At 67.3% G+C, this 23,387-nt stretch carries 24 protein-coding genes; 6 read left to right on the top strand and 18 right to left on the bottom strand.

Going from position 1 to position 23,387, the window contains the following annotated elements:
* Positions 1 to 93: 93 nt before the first annotated feature.
* The 15 genes from HW566_RS14070 to HW566_RS14000 all read right to left on the bottom strand — a co-directional run bounded on the left by HW566_RS14070 (position 94) and on the right by HW566_RS14000 (position 15,551).
* Positions 94 to 969, bottom strand: coding sequence for a PRD domain-containing protein (locus HW566_RS14070; protein WP_178013885.1), 876 nt, complete (start codon positions 967 to 969; stop codon positions 94 to 96).
* Positions 966 to 1,478 carry a PTS sugar transporter subunit IIA gene (locus tag HW566_RS14065; RefSeq protein WP_178013883.1) on the bottom strand — a complete coding sequence of 171 codons (513 nt, stop codon included), beginning with the start codon at positions 1,476 to 1,478 and terminating at the stop codon, positions 966 to 968. The genes HW566_RS14070 and HW566_RS14065 overlap by 4 nt, the downstream gene beginning before the upstream one ends.
* Positions 1,475 to 2,956 carry a glycoside hydrolase family 1 protein gene (locus tag HW566_RS14060; protein ID WP_178013881.1) on the bottom strand — a complete coding sequence of 494 codons (1,482 nt, stop codon included), beginning with the start codon at positions 2,954 to 2,956 and terminating at the stop codon, positions 1,475 to 1,477. The genes HW566_RS14065 and HW566_RS14060 overlap by 4 nt, the downstream gene beginning before the upstream one ends.
* Positions 2,957 to 3,025: 69 nt before the next feature.
* On the bottom strand, positions 3,026 to 4,534 hold the full coding sequence (locus HW566_RS14055) for a PTS transporter subunit EIIC (protein WP_178013879.1): 1,509 nt from the start codon (positions 4,532 to 4,534) through the stop codon (positions 3,026 to 3,028).
* A 297-nt stretch (positions 4,535 to 4,831) separates the two neighbouring features.
* On the bottom strand, positions 4,832 to 5,644 hold the full coding sequence (locus tag HW566_RS14050; RefSeq protein WP_178013877.1) for a shikimate dehydrogenase family protein: 813 nt from the start codon (positions 5,642 to 5,644) through the stop codon (positions 4,832 to 4,834).
* Entirely contained in the window at positions 5,631 to 6,851 is a 1,221-nt protein-coding gene (locus HW566_RS14045) for a Gfo/Idh/MocA family protein (protein WP_178013875.1), read from the bottom strand. Before HW566_RS14045 ends, HW566_RS14050 begins: the two co-directional genes overlap by 14 nt.
* 52 nt (positions 6,852 to 6,903) lie before the next feature.
* The gene (locus HW566_RS14040; RefSeq protein ID WP_178013873.1) at positions 6,904 to 7,788 is read right to left on the bottom strand and encodes a carbohydrate ABC transporter permease; all 885 of its coding nucleotides are present in this window, start codon (positions 7,786 to 7,788) and stop codon (positions 6,904 to 6,906) included.
* On the bottom strand, positions 7,785 to 8,729 hold the full coding sequence (locus tag HW566_RS14035) for a carbohydrate ABC transporter permease (protein WP_256728736.1): 945 nt from the start codon (positions 8,727 to 8,729) through the stop codon (positions 7,785 to 7,787). The genes HW566_RS14040 and HW566_RS14035 overlap by 4 nt, the downstream gene beginning before the upstream one ends.
* Before the next feature lie 51 nt (positions 8,730 to 8,780).
* A complete protein-coding gene (locus tag HW566_RS14030) occupies positions 8,781 to 10,058 on the bottom strand; it encodes an ABC transporter substrate-binding protein (protein ID WP_178013871.1) in 1,278 nt (425 codons plus the stop codon).
* Between the two features lie 120 nt (positions 10,059 to 10,178).
* Positions 10,179 to 10,970 (bottom strand): SDR family NAD(P)-dependent oxidoreductase, encoded by a 792-nt coding sequence (locus tag HW566_RS14025; protein ID WP_178013869.1) that lies wholly within the window; start codon positions 10,968 to 10,970, stop codon positions 10,179 to 10,181.
* Entirely contained in the window at positions 10,967 to 11,803 is an 837-nt protein-coding gene (locus HW566_RS14020) for a sugar phosphate isomerase/epimerase family protein (protein WP_178013867.1), read from the bottom strand. The genes HW566_RS14025 and HW566_RS14020 overlap by 4 nt, the downstream gene beginning before the upstream one ends.
* 28 nt (positions 11,804 to 11,831) lie before the next feature.
* On the bottom strand, positions 11,832 to 13,280 hold the full coding sequence (locus HW566_RS14015; RefSeq protein WP_178013865.1) for an MFS transporter: 1,449 nt from the start codon (positions 13,278 to 13,280) through the stop codon (positions 11,832 to 11,834).
* 121 nt (positions 13,281 to 13,401) lie between these two features.
* Positions 13,402 to 14,199, bottom strand: a complete 798-nt coding sequence (locus HW566_RS14010) for an IclR family transcriptional regulator (protein WP_178013863.1) — start codon at positions 14,197 to 14,199, stop codon at positions 13,402 to 13,404.
* A 126-nt stretch (positions 14,200 to 14,325) separates the two neighbouring features.
* The gene (locus tag HW566_RS14005) at positions 14,326 to 14,883 is read right to left on the bottom strand and encodes an AAA family ATPase (protein WP_256728735.1); all 558 of its coding nucleotides are present in this window, start codon (positions 14,881 to 14,883) and stop codon (positions 14,326 to 14,328) included.
* A 20-nt stretch (positions 14,884 to 14,903) separates the two neighbouring features.
* Complete coding sequence (locus HW566_RS14000) at positions 14,904 to 15,551, bottom strand: bifunctional 4-hydroxy-2-oxoglutarate aldolase/2-dehydro-3-deoxy-phosphogluconate aldolase (RefSeq protein WP_178013859.1); 648 nt, start codon at positions 15,549 to 15,551, stop codon at positions 14,904 to 14,906.
* 159 nt (positions 15,552 to 15,710) lie between these two features.
* Between HW566_RS14000 and HW566_RS13995 the strand changes: the two genes are divergently transcribed.
* Genes HW566_RS13995 through HW566_RS13970 form a run of 6 tightly spaced genes read left to right on the top strand, consistent with a single transcriptional unit; the run spans position 15,711 to position 20,891 of the window.
* The gene (locus tag HW566_RS13995; RefSeq protein WP_178013857.1) at positions 15,711 to 16,700 is read left to right on the top strand and encodes a Gfo/Idh/MocA family protein; all 990 of its coding nucleotides are present in this window, start codon (positions 15,711 to 15,713) and stop codon (positions 16,698 to 16,700) included.
* Complete coding sequence (locus HW566_RS13990) at positions 16,693 to 17,688, top strand: LacI family DNA-binding transcriptional regulator (protein ID WP_178013855.1); 996 nt, start codon at positions 16,693 to 16,695, stop codon at positions 17,686 to 17,688. Before HW566_RS13995 ends, HW566_RS13990 begins: the two co-directional genes overlap by 8 nt.
* Positions 17,685 to 18,248, top strand: a complete 564-nt coding sequence (locus HW566_RS13985; protein WP_178013853.1) for a VOC family protein — start codon at positions 17,685 to 17,687, stop codon at positions 18,246 to 18,248. Before HW566_RS13990 ends, HW566_RS13985 begins: the two co-directional genes overlap by 4 nt.
* Positions 18,245 to 19,165 carry a sugar phosphate isomerase/epimerase family protein gene (locus HW566_RS13980; RefSeq protein WP_178013851.1) on the top strand — a complete coding sequence of 307 codons (921 nt, stop codon included), beginning with the start codon at positions 18,245 to 18,247 and terminating at the stop codon, positions 19,163 to 19,165. The genes HW566_RS13985 and HW566_RS13980 overlap by 4 nt, the downstream gene beginning before the upstream one ends.
* Complete coding sequence (locus HW566_RS13975) at positions 19,162 to 20,142, top strand: Gfo/Idh/MocA family protein (RefSeq protein ID WP_178013849.1); 981 nt, start codon at positions 19,162 to 19,164, stop codon at positions 20,140 to 20,142. Before HW566_RS13980 ends, HW566_RS13975 begins: the two co-directional genes overlap by 4 nt.
* Positions 20,139 to 20,891: an SDR family NAD(P)-dependent oxidoreductase gene (locus tag HW566_RS13970; protein ID WP_256728734.1), complete on the top strand. Its 753-nt coding sequence runs from the start codon at positions 20,139 to 20,141 to the stop codon at positions 20,889 to 20,891. Before HW566_RS13975 ends, HW566_RS13970 begins: the two co-directional genes overlap by 4 nt.
* A 167-nt stretch (positions 20,892 to 21,058) precedes the next feature.
* Here HW566_RS13970 and HW566_RS13965 read toward each other — a convergent pair whose 3' ends face one another.
* Genes HW566_RS13965 through HW566_RS13955 form a run of 3 tightly spaced genes read right to left on the bottom strand, consistent with a single transcriptional unit; the run spans position 21,059 to position 23,387 of the window.
* Positions 21,059 to 22,471, bottom strand: coding sequence for an ABC transporter substrate-binding protein (locus HW566_RS13965; protein ID WP_178013844.1), 1,413 nt, complete (start codon positions 22,469 to 22,471; stop codon positions 21,059 to 21,061).
* 14 nt (positions 22,472 to 22,485) lie between these two features.
* Positions 22,486 to 22,842: an ArsR/SmtB family transcription factor gene (locus HW566_RS13960; protein ID WP_178013842.1), complete on the bottom strand. Its 357-nt coding sequence runs from the start codon at positions 22,840 to 22,842 to the stop codon at positions 22,486 to 22,488.
* Positions 22,843 to 22,859: 17 nt separating this feature from the next.
* Complete coding sequence (locus HW566_RS13955) at positions 22,860 to 23,387, bottom strand: histidine phosphatase family protein (protein ID WP_178013840.1); 528 nt, start codon at positions 23,385 to 23,387, stop codon at positions 22,860 to 22,862.

Below are 23,387 nucleotides of genomic sequence, written 5' to 3'. Positions count from 1 at the left end.
CGAGGTGGATCTCACCGGCGCTCTGACATGAGCCGGAACGACAGCAGCACCGGTGAGCGCCGCCCCACCGATGCTGCTGTCGAGCCGGTCCCGTCACTGGGTGGCATCGACGTAGAGGCGAGACGTGTGCAGCGCGAGGTAGGCCACCTCGTCCTGAGTCAGCGGGGCGCCCAGCACGGCACCGAGGATCGCGGCGCTTCTCACCGCGGCGGCCGCCGCCTCGGGGTATGCCTCGTTCACGTCGCCCATGAAGTCCACGGGTGAGTCCCGGAGCTGCTTCGACGTCGAGACACGCGCCCACAGGTACCGAAGATGCGCGACGAAGCGGGCCGCGCTCATCGAGGTCTGATCGATGCGGGTGTCCCACGTCTCCTCGATCTCACGGAAGACCCGGCTGATCGTGCCGGTCATGGAAAGCGAACGGGTCAGATCGCCGCCGGCCCACCGGTGCGTCACGAAATGCAGCGCGAAGGCCGACCACTCGCCCTCCTGCAGACTCACTCCCAGTCGATCCCGGACGAGCTGCACCGCCCGCCGCCCGACCGCCGATTCCTGGGGAAAGACCTGTCCGGTCTCCCACTGCAGCGGGTAGTCGACGGTGATCCCACCCTTCGCGCGTTCGACCGCGAACGACAGGTGGTCGAGCAGCGGCAGCAGAACGCGCTGGGTCGGCAAGGTTCCGAGCTCGGACTCGGCCATCCGGACGATCTCCTCGGCGACGTCGGCCTCCTCCATCGTCGCGTCGCTGAGCATCTCGGCGACGTGCGTCGCAGCGTACTGCTGATCGGGTACAAAGCGTTTCAGCCCCGGCGCCGACGCATCCAGCTCACCACCGGGCTTCACGGTGTAACCCAGTCCTTTGCCGACGACGACGATCTCGTCGGGGCCGTCTCGGCACAGGAGAACGTTGTTGTTGAAGATCCGCACCACCGAGACCGGGTGCGGAGCCGAGGGCGGCCTCGCGGTCATGGGCGCCGATCCGCGCGGGCGACGACGTCGCCGTCGGCCGCATCGAGGCGGAGGTCGCGGACGGCGAAGGCTTCGCTGTTCGTCACGATGACGGGCGTGACCATCGACGGCACGGCGTCGCGAACGAGCGCGAGGTCGCAGCGGATGATCTCGTCGCCGGCCTCGACGTGTTCGCCGACGGCCCGGCTCGACGCGAATCCCACGCCTCCGAGGTCGACGGTGTCGATGCCGATGTGCACGAGCACCTCAAGCCCGGACTCCGCTCGAATGGCGAAGGCGTGCAACGTCGACGCGAGAACCACGAGCTCGCCCGCGATCGGGGCACGGAACACCCCGGATGCCGGATCGACGGCGAAACCGTCGCCGAGCATCCGCTGGGCGAACATCTCGTCGGGCACGGACTCGAGCGCGATGAGTTCACCCGTCGCAGGCGAGCGCAGCGCCTCGCCGCGAGGCGCGTGGTCGTCGCGCGAGTCGCCGGCGCGACGTGAGAACCCGAAGAGCTTCACGACACGACCCCCTGAGCCGGCTCGCCGGTCGAGACGCCCAGATCGCGCCCCCGTGTTTCGATGACTCGGCGATACCAGTCGAAGCTGTCTTTCCGGTAGCGGGCGTACGTCCCGTTCCCGTCGTCGTCGACATCGACGTAGACGAACCCGTACCGCTTTCGCATCTCCCCCGTGGAGACGCTGATGATGTCGATGGCAGCCCAGGGCGTGTACGCGATGAGCTCCACACCGTCGTCGATGGCGAGCCGCATCTGCGCGATGTGCTCGCGGAGGTACGAGATTCGGTAGTCGTCGTGGACCCGACCGTCGACGAGTTCGTCGGTCGCACCCAGCCCGTTCTCGGTGATCATGATCGGCACACGGTACCGGTCGTACACCTTGTTCAGCGTGTACCGGAGGCCGACGGGGTCGATCTGCCACGCCCACTCCGACTCGTCGAGATAGGGGTTGCGTGCGCCTCCCATGATGTTTCCGGAAGTCTGCGCCACCTCGTCATCCGCACTCGCGCACACCGACATGTAATAGCTGAAGGCGTAGAAGTCGTGCGTGTTCTCGCGCAGAACGCGGCGGTCCTCGTCGGTGATGTCGAGCACGATCCCCTCTCGCTGCATCCACGTCACCTGGTAGTAGGGATACTCCCCCTGCAGCTGGACGTCGGCGCAGAAGTTGTTGCGGAGCGCATCGTCCTGTTGGGCGAGCAGAACGTCGGCGGGATTCGGCGTCAGGGGGTAGAGCGTGATGTGACAGGTCATCGACCCGAACCGGAAGTCCGGGTTGACGCGCCTGCCGAGCTCGACGGCACGGGCCGCCGCGACGAGCACGTGGTGCATCGCCTGGAAACGCAGGTCGCGATCGTCGGTGCCGTCGCCGAACGACGTCATGCCCTCGGGAATGATCCCGCCGTGCATGAACACCGTCAACGGCAGCGTCAGGTTGTTGATCTCGTTGAACGGGATCCAATAGGTGACGTCGTCGCGGTATCGCTCGAAGAGGACTTCGCACAGCGCGAGGTAGCGATCGATCATCCGCCGATCGCCCCAGCCGTCGAACTTCTGCGCGAGGCCGAGCGGCAGCTCGTTGTGCGAGATCGTGACGATGGGTCGGATGCCGTGCTTGCGCAGCTCGGCGAACACCCGATCGTAGAACTGCAACCCGGCCTCGTTCGGTGTCTCCTCGTCGCCGCGAGGGAAGATCCGGGTCCAGGCGATCGAGAGCCGCAGCACGCTGTAGCCCATCTCGGCGAAGAGTGCGATGTCGTCGGCGTAGTTGTCGTAGAAGCGCGTCGCGTCGCGAGAGGGATAGCGGCCGTCGAGGGAGAAGTCCAACGATGCGAGCCGGGGCGAACCGTGGGCGCCGCTGAGGAAGACGTCCGAGACGCTGGGGCCTTTCCCCCCTTCCCGCCATGCGCCCTCCACCTGGTTGGCGGCGATAGCGCCTCCCCACAGGAAGCTGTCGGGGAATTCGAGTTCGTGTGCCATGTCTTCCTTACGTCGGATGTGTCGGAGTGTCGGACCGGGTGCCGCCGGTGGCACGCGGCACCCGATGATTCAGCGGACGGCGTCCGGGCTCGCGGCGTCGGTTCTCGTGTCGGTATCGGTCGCGGTGACGGCGTCGACGGCGGCGTCTGCGTCGGATCGCGACTCGTAGCCGAAGACGGCGAGCACGGTGACGGTCACCGCCATCGCGACGACGACGCCGACCATGTAGAACACGAAGGTCGGGCCGAACGCGAGGATGACCGTGCCGAACGGAACGAAGCCGAAGCCGCCGTACATCACCTGGAAGGCGCCCATGATCGCCCCGCCGGCTGCCCCGCCGGCCATCACCGCCCAGAGCACCTTCTTGAAGCGGATGACGATGCCGAACAGAACGGGTTCCGAGACGCCGATGAAGGCGGAGATGGATGTCGACCCGGCGACCTGCTTGAGCGAGCGGTCGCGGCTGCGGATGAAGATGTAGGCGGCGGCCGCGGCCATGGCCGCGTTCGAGGTCGCGATGACCGGGTAGATGAAGTCGCCGCCCGTCGACTGGATGTTGGAGAGGATCACGGGCGTCAACGCGACCTGCATACCCGTCGAGAGGATGAAGGGGTAGAAGGCGCCGAGGAGCAGCCCTCCGAGGATGCCGAACGTCGTGTAGACCCAGGCGATGCCCTGCGCGACGTAGTCTCCGACCGCGCCGCCCAGCGGTGCGAGGACCCACAGGCCGATGAAAGCGCTGACGACCAGGCTGACCGTCGGCACGACGATGAGACGGATCATCTTCGGGGTCAGGCGAGTGACACCCTTCTCCACCCACGACATCAGGTACACCATGAGGATGATGGGCACGATCGAGCTCGAGTAGTCGCGCAGAGCGATCTGAACGGCACCGAGGTCAAGGCTGGTCTCACCCGCCTGGACGAGCGCCGCGATGTTCGGGTGCACGAGGATTCCGCCGAGCACGGCCGCGACGTACGGGTTGCAGCCGAAACGCTGCGCACAGCTGAAGGCGAGATAGATCGGGAGGAAGTAGAACGCGGCGTTGCTCACGATCCACAGCAGCTGGTAGATGCTCGACTCGGGCTGGATCCAGCCGAGCAGCTGGAACGAGTAGAGAGCACCCATCACCATGCCGCATCCGACGATCGCGGGGATGATGGGCGCGAAGATGCTCGCCAGGGTCTGCAGCAGCGCATCGAACCACTGGCGCGGCCCGCGCCGTTTCTTCGAGGCCTCGCGACGCCCAGCGGGCGCGGCGGGTGCCGCTTCGGGACGCGCCTCGGCGCGCGGTGACGCCGAGGGCGTCGCTTCGCTGTCGCCCGCGGCCCCGCTGCGCACCTGCTGCACGTCGGCGAAGCGTTCTTCGACGGCCCCCTGACCGATGATCAGCTGCAGCTGTCCGCCACGCGAGACGACGCCCTGCACACCGTCGATCCGCTGCAATCGCGTCCGGTCGGCGCGGTCGTCGTCGACCAAGTCGAACCGCAGGCGGGTCACACAGTGCACGAGCCCGCGTATGTTCGCGGGACCGCCGACGGAATCGACGATCTGCCGCGCGATGTCCAGATTGGCCACTTTGCCTCCTCAACGTTCTGCTCCGCCATGAGGGCAAAAAAAATACCTAGATGCTTCGCACCGAAGTGCGTTGCATCTAGGTTTTTGCCCGGGTGGTTGCAAGCCTAGTGACGTCGAAACGACGCCTGATGCGATGCTAGGCGTCGTCGGGCACGCCGTCAAGCAGAGCCGAGAGGCGCACGGCTCGACGGGCACGGAGGAGTCCCGCCAGAGGCAGCGTCCCGACCCGGCCACCGACGTCGCGCGCGATCGTTCCCGTGCGGAGGCCGCCCCGTTCGCCATCCTGTGGCGACGAACTCAGACGAAGTCCTCGACGGCAGCGCCGTCGAACCCGAAGAAAGCCAGGTATGCCGGAACCATCTCCAGCAGCATGTCCCGGCCGGCCTGGATCGCGCAGCCTCGTCGCTGGGCCGCCACCAGAAACGGGGTGAGTTCGGGTTTGTTGACGGCGTCCGCGACGAAGGTCGTGCTTTCGACGCCGTCGAGGTCGAGGGGCAGAGGATCGCCGGCATGCGCCCCGAGCGAGGTCGCATTGACGATCAGGTCGAAGCCTCGCGGGTCCTTCGACCCCAAGCGGGTCTCCACATCCGGATAGTGAGCCCGGAGGCGCTTCGACAGCTCCTCCGCCGACGTCGTGCGGCGGTTGACGAGACTGATCTCGCCGACCTTCCGGGCCGCGAGAGAGGCCGCGATGGCCGAGCCGACACCGCCGGTGCCGACGATCATGACGCGCTTGTCGGCGCAGTCGAATCCCTTGCGCGCGAGGGCACGGACGAATCCAGCGCCGTCGAACTGGTCGGCGAGGATCGAACCGTCCTCGCGCTTGACGACGGCATTGGCGGCGCCGGCGATCGCGGCCGCGGGAGTGACCTCGTCGACGAGCTCCATGGTGGTCACCTTGTGAGGCGTGGTCACGAGAGCGCCGCGGAGGTTGGTCAGGGTGAAGAGGGCACGGAACAGGTCGGGGTAGCCCTCCGCACGAGCGGACATCGGGACGACGGCGGCGTCCCATCCGTTCCGCTCGAACCAGGGGTTGCACAGCGATGACGAGGCGAAGGCGTCCGTCGGGTACCCGATGTGGGCGATGAGTGTTGCTCTACCGGTGAACACGAGGTCCTTTCGAGGTGCGCGCGGGATCGGCCGCAACCAGGAGCACGTCGTCGTACTGGCCCGCCGCGACGTCGTCGAACTGCACCGGCTTCCCCAGGGTCGACGAGACGTAGATCGATCGGATGACGGCCATCGCGTCGTACGCATGTTGGACGGTGACGGCGGGCTGGACGCCCGAGATGATCGCGTTCACGACATCCCGGTACTGCCGATGGTGGCTGGTCGGATCGAGGCTGTACTGGCCAGCGGGCGCCGGAGGGATGTCGAAGCCGAGAGGGGCGGTTCGCTCGCCGCTGTCGATGGGCACGGTGCCGACGCGATTGCCCTCCGCTGCGGTCAGGCCCATGGGACCGACGTCGATTCCCGGCGTCTCTGCGGCGTGGAAGTAGGTCAACACGTCGTCCTCGATGATGGCGGAGCCGTGAGATCCCATCACATGGAGTCGTGTGGAGAGTCCGGGGTATGCCGCCGTCGTCGCGTGCACGGCGGCGAGCGCCCCCGACTCGAACCGGATAGTCGCGACGACCGAATCCTCGACCTCGATCCTGCGGTGAGCGAGGAGGGCCATCTGCCCCGAGACCTCCACGGGTCGCCCGAGGAACGACAGCAGCAGGTCGACGTTGTGGACGCCCTGGTTCATCAGCGCTCCCCCGCCGTCGAGAGCCCACGTTCCCCGCCAGTCGGCGGAGTCGTAGTAGCTCTGGGGCCGCCACCATGCTGTCGAGGCGATGGCCGAGGTGACCCGTCCGAGCTGATTCGACCTCACGGCGTCCGCCACGATGACCGATGCCGTATCGAATCGATGCTGACTGATGACCGTCGCGACACGGCCTTCGCGAGCGGCGGCGGCAGCGCGGTCGGCCAGCACTCGAGCCCGGTTCAGATCCACATCGAGCGGTTTCTCGAGGATCACGTGTCGCCCGGCGCCCAGGGCCGTCGTCGCCTGGGACACGTGCAATCCGCTCGGCGTGGTGATGACCACCAGGTCGACCTCCGGCGTTGCGAGCGCGTCATCGAGCGTCGAGTGCTCGCCGGGACGCCGGAAGCCGGCCGCCTCGAGTCGGGCGGCGACACGCGCGGTGGCGTCCACGGACGGGTCGACGACCGCGACGACGTCGAGTTCGTCGATCCCCGATGCGATCGCGGCGTGGACAGTTCCCATGGCCCCCGCTCCCACGAGTGCCACTCCGATGGTTCGGTTGCTCACAGCGTCCTCCTGGGGTAGACGGTGTTCGGGTTGAGCTGCGTCCGGGGCTGACCTAGCCCTTGACGCCGCCGGAGGTCAGGCCCGCGATGAACCACCGTTGGAAGGCGGCGAAGATGGCGAGGACGGGAACGAAGGCGACGATGACGAAGGCGGAGAACAATCCCCAGAAGTTGCCGAATCCCGTTTGGATGTAGCGGACGATGCCGTTCTGCACCGTCTTCATGTCCTCCGTCGTTGCGAGGACGGTTCCCACGAGGAAGTCGTTCCAGACGAAGACGAAGATGAAGATCGCGATCGCCGCGATACCGGGTCGGATCAGAGGGATGACGATGCGCCACAGAATCTGGAACCGGGAGCAGCCGTCGATGGCGGCGGCCTCTTCGATCTCGACGGGGATGTTCTCGATGAAGTTGCGGAGGAACAGGATCGTCTGTCCGCAGATGATGGCGGTGTAGACCACGATCAGCATCGGGTAGGTGTTGATCAGCGAGGTCCGCACGAACATCGAGTACAGCGCGATGAAGACGACGATCGCGGGCACCATCGACAGGACGAGGATGCCGGTCATCAGTGCTTCCATGCGCCGGCTCCGATAGCGCGTGGCGACGTACGCGGCCGGGATGCAGATCGCCAGCGCCAAGACGATCGAGCCTCCGGCGTAGATGAGCGAGTTGAGGAAGAACCGGACGTTCGTGGTCGTGTAGATGCCGGCGAAGGATTCGAATGTGATGGGGTCCGGGATCCACGTCGGGGGGAAGGCGATGGTGTCGGCATCCGGCTTGAGAGCGGTGGAGATGATCCACGCGATCGGCGGGAGCACGATGGCGGCCGAGATCACGATGTAGGCCCATGCCGGGATCGCTTTCAGCCACTCGGTGCGCTTGCGACGACGCGGGGAGGACCCGGCGGTCACGATGCGTTCTGTTGCAGTGCTCATAGTGCTTCCTTCCGGCGGAAACGGATGGCGACGAGGGTGAGGGCGGTGTTCACCGCGAAGAGCAGGATCGCGGTCGCCGATGCGCCGGAGAGGTCGAAGTCGAGGAACGTCTGGTTGTAGACGCGCATGGACAACGTCTCGGTGGCGTTGAGGGGTCCGCCTCGAGTGGTCACCAGGATGATGGTCACCATCTGCACGTAGAGCATGAGGAGCACCACGGTCACGGAGACGATCGTGTTCCGGAGGAACGGCAGCGTGATGCTGACGAATTCCCGCCAGAGGCCTCCTCCGTCCATCTTCAGGCTCTCGCGGAGTTCCCCCGGGATGGTCTGCAACGCCCCCAGGAACAGGAGCATGGCCTGCGGATACGACCACCATGCGGTGATGAGTGTGACGGCCACGAGAGCGGAGGTGGGAGAGGAGAACACGTCCGTGGGCCCGAACCCCAGGGAGGTCGTGATGTACGACGCGGGACCGTAATTGGGGTTCAGGAACCACAGCCAGATGACACCGGCGATCGCCTGCGACATCAGCCACGGCAGCAGGAACAGGCTGCGCACGGTTCGCTTGAACCGGTGCAGACCGTTCAGCACGATCGCGGATATCAGCCCCGCCGGCAGAGCGATCACCAGAGCACCGAGGGAGAAGACGAGGGTGGTGCCGATCTGATTGGGGAGGTCGGGGTCGGAGAACAGCTCCACGAAGCTGTTCAGCCCCGAGAACGCGCCGATCTGGTAATAGGTCGTCTCGTGAAGGGCAGTCCACGCGGTGTAGATGAGCGGGCCGATGAAGACGAACGTGAACACCAGGAGGACCGGGACCGCATACATCCACACGCGCCAGTCGGCGCGGCGTCGGCGGACGCTGGTAGTCGGGTCGGGGGTGTTCGCTGCTTCGCGAATGCCGGAGGAGACCCCGACGATGCCGCTGGAGATTGTCATGATGTTCCGATCTCCGGGGAGCCCTGGTGGGCTCCCCGGATGTGGTGTCGGTTATTTGTTCGCGGCGTCCTGCGCCATGCTGATGAACTCGCTGCTCGACAGGCCGTTGAGGTACATCGCCTGTCCCGCCTGCGAGAGCCCGGTGGCGAGGGCGATCCAGTTGTCCTGGTACGGGTGCGGCTCGCTGTTGCTCTCGACGTACTCCGCGATGGAGTTGACGGCGTCGGCGTCGGGGGTGGAGAAGTATGCGTCGTCGTAGCTGGACGAGCGGGTGGGGACCTCGCCACCGCTTGCCAGCCCCGCTGCGGCCTGGGCACCGGTCATGTACTCGATGAACTTCCACGCGGCATCCACCTTCTTGCTCCCCGCGCCGATGCCCATCGTCCACCCGAACGTCGAGCCGCTCTGTCCGCCCGTCGAGGCGGTCGGGAGGGCGCTCCACTTGATGTCGGGATTCGACGTGCCGAAGGTGACGATGCGCTCGGTACCGAGGATCGACATGGCGACGGTCCCGTTCGCGAGCCCGTCGGTGACGGTCGAGTACGTGTCGGAGACCACGCTGCTGCCCAACGCATTGGCATCCCGGAGCTTCGTCAGGAACTCTCCGAACTCGTCGGCCTTGTCGCCGGCGTAGTCCGCGTTCCCCTCGTCGTCCCAGATGTCCCGACCGACCTGGCTCATGAAGCAGTCGAAGAAGGTCGCGATGATGGCGGAGTTGTCGGTGTCGGAGAACCCGGTGCCGAAGCCGGTGTAGCCCGCGGCGGCGGCCTTGGCGGCGACATCGACGACCTCGTCGTAGGTCGTCGGCGCGGTGGCACCGATCTGGTCGAGGATCTTCTGGTTGTAGTACAGCGCGCACGTGCGGTACTCGTAGGGCACGGCGACCTGCTGACCGTCGGGCCCGGCGAGCGTGTCGGCCGGGCGGAGCCAGTCGTCCACCGCGAGGGCGTCGGCCGGGAGCGGGGTGTAGGCACCGGCCGCCGCCATCTGCGGCACCTGCGGGGTGAACATCTTGAACACGTCGGGCGCCTGACCGGCGGCGGCCGCCTGGGGCAGACGGCTGATCATGTCGCCCAGGGCGACGACCGACAGGTCGATCTTGATGTCGGGGTTGGCCTCTTCGAACGCCGCGATGTTCTCTCGCAGCGCGTTGGACCTGGGGTTGTCCTGGCTGGGGTCCAGGAAGTCCCAGTAGGTGAGGGTCACGGGGCCGCTCTCGCCGCCCGATCCCGCACCGCCTGCGGAATCGTCCGCCGGCGCACAGGCGGACAACGTGAGGCTCGCCGCCGCGAGGGTTGCCAGAGCGATGCTCCACCGCTTCTTGATCATGTCCTTCTCTCCTTTGAGATGTGTTCGCCTGGTTCGGCTGCTGTGTGCCCGGGGAAGCGACTGGCCCGTGTCCGTGGTGTGCGGCCCGAGCGCGTCACGACGCCCGGGCCACGTCGGTGATTACGATTTCGAGGTGGGCTTGCCCGGGATATGGCTGAGGATCGATTTGGAGAAGCCTCCATCGACGCAGACGTCCTGGCCGGTGACGTAGCCCGCGAGGGGGCTGATGAGGAACTCGATGACGTTGGCGATGTCGATCGGCTGACCGATCCGGGCGAGCGGGATGATGGCTTCCCGCCCCTCCTTGATCGCGGGATCGCGATAGAGATCGGTGTTCATGCCCGTCCGGGTCATCCCTGGCGACACCACGTTGACGCGGATCCCATCCGGCGCCCACTCCAACGCGAGAGTCTGGGCGAGCAGCGTCAGCGCAGCCTTCGTCGGGCTGTAGGCACCGGATCCGGCATGCGGGATCTGCCCCGACATCGAGGAGGTGAACACCGCGGCACCTTCACTGCTGCGCAGGTGCGGGTAGCTGGCCTTGGCCAGAAGCCACGCTCCGCGGAGGTTGACGGAGAACATGTTCTCCCAGTCCTCCAGCGTGACGTCTGCCAGAGCGCCCGGCTTGGCGATGCCGGCGTTCGCCACCAGAGCGTCCAGACCCCCGAACTCCTCGACGGCGGCAGCGACCAGCTTCGCGGGAACCTCGGGGTCGCCCAGATCACCCGTCAAGCCGATCGCGGTGCCGCCGGAGGCGCGAATGGCCTCGACCACCTCTTCGTGCTGCGGGCCGGAGGTGTGCCCGCACACCGCGATCATCGCTTCCTCACCGCGCGCGAGGGCCGCTTCGGCGATCCTCACGCTGGCGGCGGCACCGATTCCACTGCTTCCCCCGCTGATCAGAGCTCTCATCGCACGACCTCCTCGGCGCGGTTGTTCTCGATGCTCCATCCCGCGGCATTCAGATCCCGCAGAGCGGTCGCGAACTCCTCGAGCGTGTTCTCGTCACGGATGACCTCCAAGACGACGTTCTCCACTCCGAGCGTCGCGTCCACGGCCGCGCCCAGCGCCGCCCAGTCGATGACGCCCGTGCCGATGGGGTCGTGCCCCCAGACGTCGGTGCCGGTATCCGAGATGTGGATGAGCGGGATGAGATCGCTGTACTCCCGCAGGGCGAGAACGGGATCCTCGCCGATGTAGGCGGCGTTGGCCACGTCGTAAACGATCTTCAGGGCATCATCGTCCACCGTGCGGACCACCTCCGCCAGGGTCTCGATGGTCGGGGTGAAGCAGTACGGGGTCTGTTCGAACAGCAGCCGCGTGCCCGCTCGCTGCGCCCGGGGGACGAGGATCTCCAGGCTGTCGTGGAGCCACCCGTTCACCTGGTCGAGACTCGGAGAGATCATGGGGCGTCGCGTGCCCGGCGAGATGATGATCTCCCCGACGTTCCATTCCGCTGCCAGGTCGATGACCGAGGTGATGTGCTCGATGCTCTTGTCGCGCATGCTGCGGGCAGGGCTGGCGAGATTGAGGTCGTATCCCCCGGCATTGAGCGAGCGGATGCCGGCGCCTGCCTCCGCGAGCGTGCGGCGGACCGCGGCGCGGTCAGCGCTGGAGATCTCGACGGGCCAGCAGTGCGGCGAGCTGATCGGCACCTCGAAGGTCGAGTACCCGTTGTCGATCAGCTCCGTGATCGCCTCGAGGGCCGACGCCTTCCAGAGGTAGGAGAACGTGTTGATGATCATGCAGGGGCTCCTTTCCGTTCTGCGATCTTCACTGCTCGGTGGCGGCTGCTCGGCGCCCGCGGACGCCGGCGGTGTCGCGGCGGCGGCGCACGTCAGGCATCGGAATGTCCGGATCGTCCACTACGACGGAGATGCTGTCGGTTGCCGAGACGGTGGCCTGCGGTGCCCGGCTGCCGGTCTCCGGCAGGGTCAGGTAGACGATCAGGCACAGAGTGACGACGACGATCATGTAGACCGCGACCCCCATGGGGTTCCCAGCGCCGACGAATGCTGCCGCGATGAGGGGCGCTGTCCCGCCGAACACGGCGATCACGATCTGGTGGGCGAAGCCGATCCCCGAGACACGGACCGCGGCGGGGAACAGCTCCGCCTGAATGGTGGGGTACACGGACTGCCAGATGCCGAGGACGACCCAGCCCGACGCCGCCACGAGCACATAGACCCAGAAGCCCGGCGTCTGCAGCAGGAGCAGCAGAGGGAAGAAGAGCACGATCATGCCGGTGGCGCCGACGATGGGGAAGATCTTGCGTCGGCCGAGTCGATCCGAGAGATACCCGCAGGTCGGCACGACGATCACGAGCAGAGCGAGTCCGATCACGCTGCCCGCCAGGGTCGAGGACAGGTCGCGACCCGAGGTGAGGTTCGCGTAGGTGGGCAGGAACGTCGCCCAGGTGTAGTAGGCCACGGCGGGGGCCGAGAGGGCGGCGGTCTGCACGATGGCCTTCGGGTGGTTGCGCAGCAGCTCGAGGAGCTTCTTGGGCGCGGACTTCTGGTCGGCCATCGCGCTGGCTTCGAACTCGGGCGACTCGTCCGAGCGGGCGCGGAGGACGAGGCCGACCACGCCCAGGATGCCGCCGACGATGAAGGGGATTCGCCATCCCCACGACGCGAGAACGTCGGGGGCGAAGGCCGAGGTGACGATGGCGGCGGCGGCGGTGGCGGCGAGCGTCGCCAGGCCACTTGCCATGTTGGTGAAGGAGCCGAAGAGGCCGCGCCGGTCGGCGGGCGCGTGTTCGACCATGAACGCGATGGCGCTCTGCCCCTCTGTTCCGGCGGAGATGCCCTGCAGGATGCGTGCGACGACGAACATGATCGGCGCGAGGTAGCCGACGGCGGCGAACGGCGGTGTGAGGCCGATGATCAGCGCACCCAGAGCCATTCCCGACACCGCGAGGGAGAGGATGCGGCGGCGTCCGTACCTGTCTGCCAGTGGAGAGAGGATGATGCCGCTGAGGGGGCGGATGATGAACCCGATGGCGTAGGTGAGGAACGCGGCCATCAGCGACGCGAACGGGGAGTCCGAGGGGAAGATCTGCGACGAGAAGACGGCCGCGAGAAGGCCGTACACGTACCAGTCGTACCACTCGACGAAGTGCCCGACGGTTCCGGCCAGCAGGTTGCGCGCCTGGCCCTTGCGGGCGGGCCGTTCGGCGGCCTCGGCAGCGGTTTCGCTGACGGTGTGGGGAGACGAAGTCATCGTGCTTCTCCTTCGAAGGCGCGCGGCGGCTCACCGGGAGCCGGCCGTGGACATGGTTGTCAGCGGTTGATCGGGTCGGATCAACCGGAAAGTGGGACGATTCTCGGCGAGCGGGCGAGGACTAGGCGGACAGTTCCTCGCTCGCCATCAGGTAGGCGTAGCTCGGCCAGCTCTTGGCGATGTCCGCCGCCGACGCCAGCAGCAGCGGGGAGAGCTCGGCCATCCGCGCGCGTGTCATCCGCACCGACGGGCCGGCGATGCTGATGGTGCCGGTGGCCTCGCGGCCCGCTCCCGCCCCGAAGATGGGAGCCGCCACGGCGTTGATGCCGAGGTCCATCTCTTCGAACGTCGTGGCATAGCCGCGGTGCCGTACCTCGTCGAGCTCGATGCTGAGAGCAGGTCGGTCCAGGGCGGAGCGGGATGTCACACTCAGACGGTCCTCCTGGTCCAGGACCGTCTCGATGCGCTCGGCGCTGAGCGTGGAAAGCCAGGCCTTGCCGGATGCGGTCGCGTGCGGGACGACGTCCTGACCCATCACGGGGTCCAGGCGGAGCGAGGAGTTGGAGCCCTGGGCCTTGGCGATCCACTGCAGCGTGTCATTGGTGGCGACGGCCAGACGCACGAGCTCCTCGCAGTCAGCGGCGAGCGAGTCCAGCGAGCGCTGGGCCCAGGTCCCCACCCCCGAGGACGAGAGCTGACGCAGGCCGAGGGCGCCGAGGCTGTGGGTGGCCACATAGCTCGAGGTGCGCGCATCCTGGAAGACGTATCCCGCCTGCATCAGCGCGGCGAGCAGGCGGTGCGCGATGGCCTTGTTGACGTCCAGGCGCTCGGCGATCTCGCTGACGCGCCGACCCTCCGGCCGGGAGGCCAGCAGTTCGAGCGTGTGCATCGCGTTCGCGACGTCTTCCGCTAGTGCCATGTTGTGATTCCTCATCGTCGGGGGATCTGTAACAGCGTTTCCGTAACGCTGTTACAGACGATCGCACGGCCCGTCGCATCTGTCAAGGATCCGTCGCGAGGTGTTCGGCGACCCGCGCGGTCGGCGTCAGATCAGCGCTGCCAGACGCTCCAGCGCGGAGTCGTCGTCGTTCGAGACGCTCACGTGCTCCCCCGTGCTCCAGCGGCACCGAAGAACGCCGAACCTCGCCCAGTAGCCGTCCCAGTCGGCGAGCTTGGCGCGATCACGCGAGCTCCCGCGTTCGATCAGACGTCGGCGAACGATGTCGGGCGATGTCTCGACGTGGATCACCCGGATGCGGGTCGTCGGCCAGCCCGCGTTCTCGGTGACACGACGCAGGAAGTCCGCGTCGTCGAGATACGCGACGAAGGGCGCGTCCAGGACGACGGAGTGCCCCAGCTCGAGGTTACGGCCCGCGGTGTCGAAGAGCGTCTCGTACTCCGCCGGCATGATCCTCCCGAGATACAACGCGTTCGATTCACGGTCGGAGGGGTCCTGCCCGAGAGCCTCGAGCGCGACTCTCACGAGCGGACCCGCGACGGTGTCCTTGTCGAGGTAGACCGCGCCGGTGAGCATGCTGAGATGCCTGGACAGGGTCGACTTTCCCGACCCCGCGCCGCCGAGCGTGATGTATGCGACCGGCACGACCGCCTCTTCGGACGCCGTCACCGCTTCACTCGCGCGAGCGCAGCCACGAACTCCGCCGCCGCGTCGGTCACCCTGGCCATGTCACCGTCCGGGCGGCCGGCCTTGGTGATGGCGCTGCCCACTCCGACGGCGGTGACGCCGGCGTCGAACCAGTCGCCGACGTTGCCCGGGGTCACCCCGCCTGCCGGGAGGAGGGGAATGTGGGCAAGGGGTGCAAGCACGGCCTTGGTGTACGGGATCCCTCCCGCTTCGGTCGGGAACAGCTTGACGATGTCCGCGCCCGCTTCGGCGGTCTCGAGGATCTCCGTGGGCGTGTAGGCCCCGCTGATGGTCGCGATCTGATAGCGGTTGGCGAGCCGGATCATCGCAGGGTTGAGGTTGGGGCTGACGAGGAATCGGGCCCCTGCTTGGATGCTCGACCAGGCCGCGTGCTCGTCGAGGACGGTACCCGCCCCGATGACCACGTCATCCTGAGCGAAGCGTTCCGCGAGGCGCTGGATGACGCTCAGCGCGCCGGGGATCGAGAGCGTGATCTCGAGTGCACGGATGCCGCCAGCCACCGCTGCGACAGCGACCTCGTAAGCCTCCTCGGCGGTGTCGAGGCGCACGATGAGCACGTTGCCGGAGTCGTGGATGGTCTGCAGGACGCGGAGTTTGGTGAACATGACATCGAGGAATACACCACTTCGGAACGTTCCGCGAGCGGGCCATCGGGTCTCGTTGACAGCGCCGCGACTCGTGTGCCACGATTCCTGAGATCGATCTCAGCAATCGATCTCATTTCTGGGAATGTGCTGGGATGAGAGAAGGAGAGGTCACTGGCGATGAAGCCCGGATCCGACGATCTGCGCCCCACGGCCGTCCTCGTGGGCGCCGCGCACTGGCACGCACCGCTCTACCTCGACGGTCTGTCGAGGCGATTCCGCGTCGCTGCGGTGCAGGACGCGGACCTCGCCGTCGCAGAAGGGGTCGCCGCCCGCCTGGGCGCCTCGGCCACATCCGACGTCGACGCAGCCCTCGACCACGATGGGATCGACGTCGCGTTCGTGCTGAGCCCCCATCACCAGATGCTCGCGGACGCTCGCCGGCTGATCCGACGACGCCTTCCCTTCGTGATCGAGAAGCCCGCCGGCGTCGGCCTGCGCGAACTCAGACAGCTCGAGGAGGAGGCACGTTCGGCCGAGGTCGCGGTGACGGTCGCACTGGTGCAGCGAGGCGCACCCATCGACTCCTGGCTGCGCCAAGCCGGAGACATCGTCTACGAGCGGATGGCCTTCGTCGCCGGCCCCGCGCATCGATATCGACGGAACGGAAACCCCTGGATGCTCGATCCGACGCTGTCGGGAGGTGGCAGCTTGATGAATCTCGGGCCGCATTTCGTCGACATGGCGCTTCGCCACATCGGCCAGCCCGCCGACGTCGTCCGCCGTCGATCCGCGGCGCTGCACGGAGAAGGCGTAGACGATCACGCGACGCTCGTGCTGAGCACCCCCACCGGTCGAGAAGCCATCGTGGAGGTCGGATACGCGTTCCCCGATTCGCCGCTGAAGCGCTATTGCAGCTTCACCGCCGCCGGGACGCGTGGCTTCGCATCCATCGACACCACCGGCAACGCCTCGTTCACCGACATCTCCGGAGTGACGACGACCGCCACCCTCGAGGTCGATAGCGACCCGCTCTACGAGAGATTGGTCGACGACGTCGCCGACACCCTCGCGAGCGGATTCTCCGGCATGTCGACCCTGGCCGAGCTGCTGTCCACGATGGAGCTCATCTGGTCGCCCGAAGAAGACACGGCGGGCCGGCATGGCTGAGGTGAGCATCGACGATGTCGCCGAAGCAGCGGGCGTCCACCGGTCCACGGTGTCTCGCGCGTTCTCACGGCCGGACGCGGTTCGCACCGCGACGCGGGAGCATGTCCTGCAGGTGGCCGCTCGGCTGGGCTACTCCATGAACCCGCTGGCCCAGGCGCTTCGCCGCGGCTCGAGCAATCTCGTCCCCCTCATCGTCCCGGACATCACCAATCCGTTCTTCGCCGAGCTCGCGCGCGCGACGACCGCCGCCGCCGAGGCACGCGGGTATCAACTGCTGCTCTGCATCACCGGAGGCGACACCGGCCAGACAGCCGGCTACCTGAGTTCGATGCGCTCGATGTTCTCCCCTTTCGGGGTCGTCGCACCGTCCACTCGCGTCGACCTGGAGGCACTGCGCGAGCACACATTCCAGAACAGGATCGTGGTCATCGACCGGGTGGAGGACGACCCCTCCGTTCCCACCGTCACCGTCGACAGTACGCACGGCATCGACCTCGCTTTCGATCACCTCCTCACGCTCGGACACACGCGCATCGCTTACGCCCCGGGCATCATCGGAACCCACACGGCACAGGACCGCTGGGATGCCTATCATCGTGCGGCCGGCCGCCACGGTGTCGCGCCGGTCGTCCTGGAGGCCGCTGCGGACGCCGACCTGGCCCCCGGGATCGTCGACCACTGGTTGCGCGAACCGGATCGCCCGACGGCGATGATCGCGAGCAACGATGCGATCGCGTTCGCGGTGATCTCCGAACTGGGTGCCCGCGGGTTCACCGTGCCCGGCGACCTGTCCGTCGTCGGCTTCGACGGTCTCGACTCGGGTGCGCACTTCAACCCCAGACTGACCAGCGTCCGTCAACCCGTCACAGAGCTCGGGCAGCTCGCGATCGAGCTGGGAGAATCCCTCATCGCCGAGGGCCCACCCGAGCACGTCGTCCTCAAGCCGACCCTCCTCATCCGTTCATCGACCCAGAGACTTCACCGATGACTCCCCTCTCTCCCGGCCTTCCCGGTCTGCAGTACGTCGATCATGTGGCGTTCACCGTGCCGGATCTCGACGACGCCACACGCCTGTTCACTGTGCTTCTCGGCGCGGAGGTGCTGTACGAATCCACTCGCGGCCCCGACGCGGCGGTGATGCCGGAGCACTTCGGAGTGCCCGCAGACGCGCATCTGAAGCTGCGCATGTTGCGACTTCCACCCAACCTCAACGTCGAGTTGTTCCAGTGGTGGAGCGAGGATCGCTCGCCGGTGTTCCCCCGCGCCAGCGACGCGGGCGGCCACCATCTGTGCTTCGTGGTGAACGACGTCGACGACGTCGTCGCCGCCATCGGCGACCTCCCCGGGATCGACGTCCTCGGCGCCCGCAAAGAAGTCGCCGGCGACAGTCCGGCCGTCGCGGGGAACCGATGGGTGTACGCGCGCACGTCGTGGGGCCTCATCCTCGAGTTCGTCGACCGGTCCCGCGTCGCCGATCCCCCGCATCTCGTCGGCCCGGCCGATTGGCACGCTCACACCCCCTCGATCACCATGGAGGCCTCCTCATGAGAATCGCCGGACACACCCTCGGCACCCCCGATCAGACCGTCCCCGAGGCGCTCCGCCTCTTCGCCCGTGCGGGCCTCGACGCCGCCGAAGTGATCTATCAGGACGATTACCGCAGTGGCCTGCCTCTCGGGGACGCCGCAGCGGCCGCGGAAGCCGCACGGGTCTCGGCCGGCGAGGGCATCCCGATCATCGGGCTCACTCCGTACACAACGGCGTTCAACTCGACTGACGAACGCGAGCGCGTCCGCGCTGTCGACGACATCCGCTCGGCCATCGACATCGCCCACACCACGGGCGCCAGCCGGATCCGCATCTACTCCGGCTCGTGGCAGCCCGACCGAGAGAACCACGCCGCGCACTGGGATCAGCTCGTACGTTCGCTCACCGAGCTCTCGGCGCCCGCCGCCGACGCCGGTGTCGTGCTGTGCGCCGAGAACCATTTCGGCACGATGACCCAGACTGCCGCCGACACCGCTCGACTCGTCCGCGAGGTCGGTTCCGCCGCCGTCCGTGTGCTCTACGACCAGGCGAACCTCACGTTCACCCATGACGAGGGTGTCGATGAGGCGTTCGCGGTCCAAGCCGACCTGATCGGGCACGTCCACGTGAAAGATCTCGTCTTCAAGGATCCTGATGCTCCATTCGTCGCGTCCGAGACGGCACGTGTGCACGCGGAGGAGCGCGCCGTCATGTCGCGCGTCGTGGGCGACGGCGCGATCGACTGGCACCACATCCTGCATCGGCTCCGCGGTGTCGGCTACGACGACGTGCTCTCACTGGAGTACGAGTACCGCTGGCACCCGCAGGATCTCGACGTGCCGGAGGTCGGGTTCCGTCGCGGCGCCGACCATCTCCGCTCGCTCCTGCTCGACATCGACAGTCGCGCGCAGGGCGAGACGGCGGAGGTGAGCTCATGAGTCGCGTTCGCGTCGGGGTCGTCGGTGCCGGCAACATCGCCAGCATCGCCCAGCTGCCGACTCTCGTCCAGCGCGAGGATGTAGAACTGCGAGCCCTGGTGTCGCGCCGCGACGACCCCAGCGCCGTGCAGCGCCGGTGGGGCTTCACGAACGTCTACCGCACCGTCGACGAGATGATGGCCGCTGAGGATCTCGACGCCGTCTTCGTCCTCACCCCGCGCTCCGAACATGTCGCTGCGGTCGAGAGCGCCCTGCGCGCCGGCGTCGACGTGTTCTGCGAGAAGCCGCTGGCCACCTCCACGGCGGACGCGATCCGCCTCGCCGAGCTCGCCGATGAGCACGGTCGAGTACTGATGGTCGGCCTCAACCGCCGGTTCGCGCCCGTGTACGTCGCGGCGCGGGAGGCCTTCGGAGCCGCTGGCGCGTCGTTCTGCGTCGCGCAGAAGAACCGGGCCGGGTCCGAGTACCGGGCCACCTTCGAGAACGCGATCCACATGGTGGACCTGCTGCGCTGGTTCTGCGGGGGCGACGTCGTCGATGTCTCGGCCGCGTCTGCCGGAACGGACCCCTGGGAAGAAGAGGGCACAGCCGCTCTCGTGCGATTCTCCACGGGCAACACCGGCGTGCTCGTCGCAGCGCGCGCCGCGGGGGCGTGGGGCGAGAAGCTCGACGCGTACGGCCAGAGGCGATCCGCCGAGGTCGTGGCTCCGGACAGCGTCGCGGTGACGGTGGACGGGGTCCGAACCGTTCGCTCCATGAGCCCCGAAGCGTTCGGCTGGGCCACAGCGACGGAGACGTTCGGGTTCGCCGACGCGGTCCGGCACTTCCTCGACCGGGTCAAAGACCGTCAGCCGCCGCTCACCTCGGGGTGGGAGGCAGCCAAGACACAACAGCTCCTCGATCAGATCCTCGCCGCGGCAGGCCTTCCGACACAGGAACAGGAGGGCCGCGCATGGTCGAGCATGGCAGTCAAGTGACGCCCGAACGTGAGCCGCAGGTCGTCCTCGTCACGGGATCCAGCGGGGGAATCGGCGCGGCCGTCGTCTCAGCTCTCCAGGCACGTGGCGACGTCGTTCTCGGGGCGGATCGTTCGCCCCTGCCGGAACAGACCCTCAGCCGATTCTTCGAGCTCGATGTCACGGACGAGATGCGAACGGCCGACGTCGTTCGAGAGGTCGTCGCCGCACACGGTCGCATCGACGTCCTCGTGCACGCGGCAGGAGTGCTCGGCGGGACGCCCGATCCGCTGACCACCACGACCGAGGAGTTCGAGCGCATCATGCGCATCAACGCCACGGGCACGTTCACGATCACCCGTGAGGTCGGCAACGCGATGAGGGACGGCGGCACGAAAGGCACGATCCTTCTCTTGTCCTCGGTGGCGGCGAAGGAAGCGCGCGTCGACTACCTGCCGTACAACGCGAGCAAGATCGCCGTACTGCACATCATGTGGTCGATGGCGAAGATCCTCGGCCCGAGCGGCATCTCGGTCAATGCCGTCAACCCGGGTCCGGTCAACACGCCGCTGTGGTCACAGCTGGCCGACCAGTCGGGCGCTGCTCAGGCAGCGCGCGACGCCCGGGCGGCGCAACTGCCCATGGGCCGGTTCGCCGAGCCCGAGGAAGTAGCCGGCGCCATCCGGTTCCTCACCGACCCGGACAACAGGTACATCACCGGGGTCTCTCTCGACGTCGCGGGTGGAGCACACCTCGGCATCGGGTCCTGACCAGCATTTCGACCGGCGACCGTGGTGTGGAGTGCGCGCCACGGTCGCCGTTTCGCAGCCGTGCCCGATCCGGGCCAGCCGATCACTTATGCCGACCCTGCTCTCGCCGCCGCGCGACCGAACATTCGGTGCCACCCGGCACGCACCGGCGGCGGTACGTGAGGCCCTCAGGAACTGAGAACGAACCTGTTGTCCCGCGCAGCGGCGAGCCGGATCTCCTGCTGGTACGTCTCCTCGTCCGCGAAGGAGAGCAGCCCGCGCGGGGTGTGTCGGTGCGCCCTGCGCAGTGCGCCGATGATGCTCGCCGGCGAACCGTCGGGCTCCTCGTGCAATGCGCCTCCGAGGAGGAGGATTGCGCTGTACACCGCTTCCGACATCGTCGACAGCGGCGGGGCCCAGCGACCGAAACGCTCACGGTAGCGGTGCACGAACATGCGATTCGACTCCGTCGACAGGGTTTCGAAGTAGCCCATCGCGGACCAGAGTCCCTCGCTCTGCTGACCTCCGATCCGCTCGAGTGTCGACTCGTCCAACACCAGGGAGAGCGTCGTCGTCGAATCCCTGAGGCCGGCGTCGTACGCCGCCCGCTCGTATCGCACCTCGTCTTGCCCGACCAGTGAGGTGAGGACGAGTTCGGCGCCCGACCGCACGATTCGTTCGACGACGGCGTCGTAGTCAGAATGGCCCAGCCCGACCGCCGCTTCGGCAACGATGCGACCGCCCGCAGCGGGAATCATCTGTCGCGCGAGCTCGAAGACGGCTGCGGACCATGAATATGTGTGACCGATGACGAACCAGTCGGTCGCACTCGTCGCGCGCATGATCGAGGGAACTGCGGCTTGGATCTGCTGCGCGGGCCGCTCTCCGAGCCTGATGGAGGTGGACGAGGGGGGTCCACCTTCGTTGAGGAGCGCGTGGATCGCGAGGATGCCGCGACGGTGGGCGACCTCCTGCACCCGCGCGAAGCTCGCCGAGGTCACGGAGGCTACGATCGCACGGCATCCGGCCCGTGCCAGACGTTCCGCTTCGATGCCGGCGATCAGAGGATCGGTCGCGTCGTCGGCGACGACCAGTTCGAGTGGTCGCTGCCCGTCCGCGTTGACCTCCTCCACCGCGAGCGTGGCGGCGTTCTCGGCGGCGAGAGCGAAGATCGCACCGGCTCCCGTCTTGCTCGTGAGCAAGCCGACGCGATCAGCCCCCGCGCCGCCACTCGTGGGCACGGGCAGTCCTGCACGTCGGGTCAGCCAGTCGATTCCCGCGTCATCGATGTCGCAGGCCAGCACGATCCGTGTGGCTCTGGTCGGTTGCTCTGTGAGTCGGATCCGAATCCGGCCCCGCCATGGCTGCGCGTGCTCGATCACAATCTCCGCGGGAAAACTCAGCTGGGTGATGCGCCCGTACAACCGGAACGGGTCGGTCCCGCGTGCGAACGGCACGATCAAAGAAATCGGCTCACCGACCGCCAGCCGATCGCATTCGGCGTCGAACAACCAGCCTCCCCGGGCGGCCGCGAAGGACTCGAACACGGTGGCCCGATCGAGCCGAACGATCTCGGTGGCGGTGAGGACGATCCCGCTCATCTGGTGTGTGCGCTTCAGCTGGCGTCGCGAAGAGGCGGTGTCACCGACGCGGAAGACGAGGTGACCGTCTTCTCCAGGCGCTCCTCGACCTGCTCGAGCGAGTTCGCCATCAGGGTCTGGAAAAAGCCCACGGCGAGAGTCGCAGAGCCTTCACGGTCGAGCGAGTACAGTCTCTGGCGCCCATCGCGACGTTCACGGACCAGCCCGGCCCCGCGCAGGATCCGCAGATGAGTAGACACCGACGTGCGCGCCACGTGGGAGATCTGATCTGCGATCGCGCCCGCGTTGCACTCGCCGTTATCGGCGAGGAAAGCGAGGATGTCGCGGCGGACGGGGCTTGCGAGCGCCTCGAACACGCTGTCGGCATCCATCGATTCCCCCGTTCTCGTCATGCATAGAATACGGGACGCGGCGTCAGATGGATGCTGTACTGATCGCGCGCGCGGCGGCGCAGACGGAGGGTCGACAGGGGCTCCGCGTCGATCCGCCAGAACGCCTCGTCGGCCCCGCCCAGGGCGATCACCATCGCACAGCGCAGCACGGTCTGCGGCACGATCGCGATCGTCGGCCCCGGGCCGAGCCGCCGGAGAAACTCCTCCACCCGGCGCATCTGCGCGTTCCTGCTCTCGCCCTCCGGGGGCGCCGCGCCCGCCCGCCAGGAGACGATGTCCGGGAGATTCAGCTCTTCGAGCGCGCGTCCCTGCCACACGCCGACGTGCTGATCACTCAGCAAAGGCTCCTCGGGCGCCTGATGCCACCCGAGCTCTGTCGCCGTCTCGCGAGCGGCGCGAGACGGCGACAGGAGCAGCCCGCCGGGCGGTGGGGACAGCGTGCCGCGCCGGCACTGGAGAACGCCGGCACGACTGAGCGCATCATCGGGTGCGGGAAAACGTGCCTCGTGCTGCGCGGTCGTCAT

The organism is Microbacterium oleivorans, from assembly GCF_013389665.1.
In the GTDB taxonomy this organism is placed as follows: Bacteria; Actinomycetota; Actinomycetes; order Actinomycetales; family Microbacteriaceae; genus Microbacterium; species Microbacterium oleivorans_C.
This window is presented reverse-complemented; position numbering and strand designations above follow the sequence as displayed.

Bases quoted from the DNA above. Each gene is read 5' to 3' on its own strand.
- HW566_RS13975 (WP_178013849.1), top strand. From the start codon at position 19,162: ATGAGTCGCGTTCGCGTCGGGGTCGTCGGTGCCGGCAACATCGCCAGC.
- HW566_RS14070 (WP_178013885.1), bottom strand. From the start codon at position 969: ATGACCGCGAGGCCGCCCTCGGCTCCGCACCCGGTCTCGGTGGTGCGG.
- HW566_RS13990 (WP_178013855.1), top strand. From the start codon at position 16,693: ATGGCTGAGGTGAGCATCGACGATGTCGCCGAAGCAGCGGGCGTCCAC.
- HW566_RS14020 (WP_178013867.1), bottom strand. From the start codon at position 11,803: ATGATCATCAACACGTTCTCCTACCTCTGGAAGGCGTCGGCCCTCGAG.
- HW566_RS14035 (WP_256728736.1), bottom strand. From the start codon at position 8,729: ATGACAATCTCCAGCGGCATCGTCGGGGTCTCCTCCGGCATTCGCGAA.
- HW566_RS14025 (WP_178013869.1), bottom strand. From the start codon at position 10,970: ATGAGAGCTCTGATCAGCGGGGGAAGCAGTGGAATCGGTGCCGCCGCC.
- HW566_RS14000 (WP_178013859.1), bottom strand. From the start codon at position 15,551: ATGTTCACCAAACTCCGCGTCCTGCAGACCATCCACGACTCCGGCAAC.
- HW566_RS14015 (WP_178013865.1), bottom strand. From the start codon at position 13,280: ATGACTTCGTCTCCCCACACCGTCAGCGAAACCGCTGCCGAGGCCGCC.
- HW566_RS14060 (WP_178013881.1), bottom strand. From the start codon at position 2,956: ATGGCACACGAACTCGAATTCCCCGACAGCTTCCTGTGGGGAGGCGCT.
- HW566_RS13985 (WP_178013853.1), top strand. From the start codon at position 17,685: ATGACTCCCCTCTCTCCCGGCCTTCCCGGTCTGCAGTACGTCGATCAT.
- HW566_RS14010 (WP_178013863.1), bottom strand. From the start codon at position 14,199: ATGGCACTAGCGGAAGACGTCGCGAACGCGATGCACACGCTCGAACTG.
- HW566_RS13995 (WP_178013857.1), top strand. From the start codon at position 15,711: ATGAAGCCCGGATCCGACGATCTGCGCCCCACGGCCGTCCTCGTGGGC.
- HW566_RS14040 (WP_178013873.1), bottom strand. From the start codon at position 7,788: ATGAGCACTGCAACAGAACGCATCGTGACCGCCGGGTCCTCCCCGCGT.
- HW566_RS13960 (WP_178013842.1), bottom strand. From the start codon at position 22,842: ATGGATGCCGACAGCGTGTTCGAGGCGCTCGCAAGCCCCGTCCGCCGC.
- HW566_RS13955 (WP_178013840.1), bottom strand. From the start codon at position 23,387: ATGACGACCGCGCAGCACGAGGCACGTTTTCCCGCACCCGATGATGCG.
- HW566_RS13980 (WP_178013851.1), top strand. From the start codon at position 18,245: ATGAGAATCGCCGGACACACCCTCGGCACCCCCGATCAGACCGTCCCC.
- HW566_RS13965 (WP_178013844.1), bottom strand. From the start codon at position 22,471: ATGAGCGGGATCGTCCTCACCGCCACCGAGATCGTTCGGCTCGATCGG.
- HW566_RS14030 (WP_178013871.1), bottom strand. From the start codon at position 10,058: ATGATCAAGAAGCGGTGGAGCATCGCTCTGGCAACCCTCGCGGCGGCG.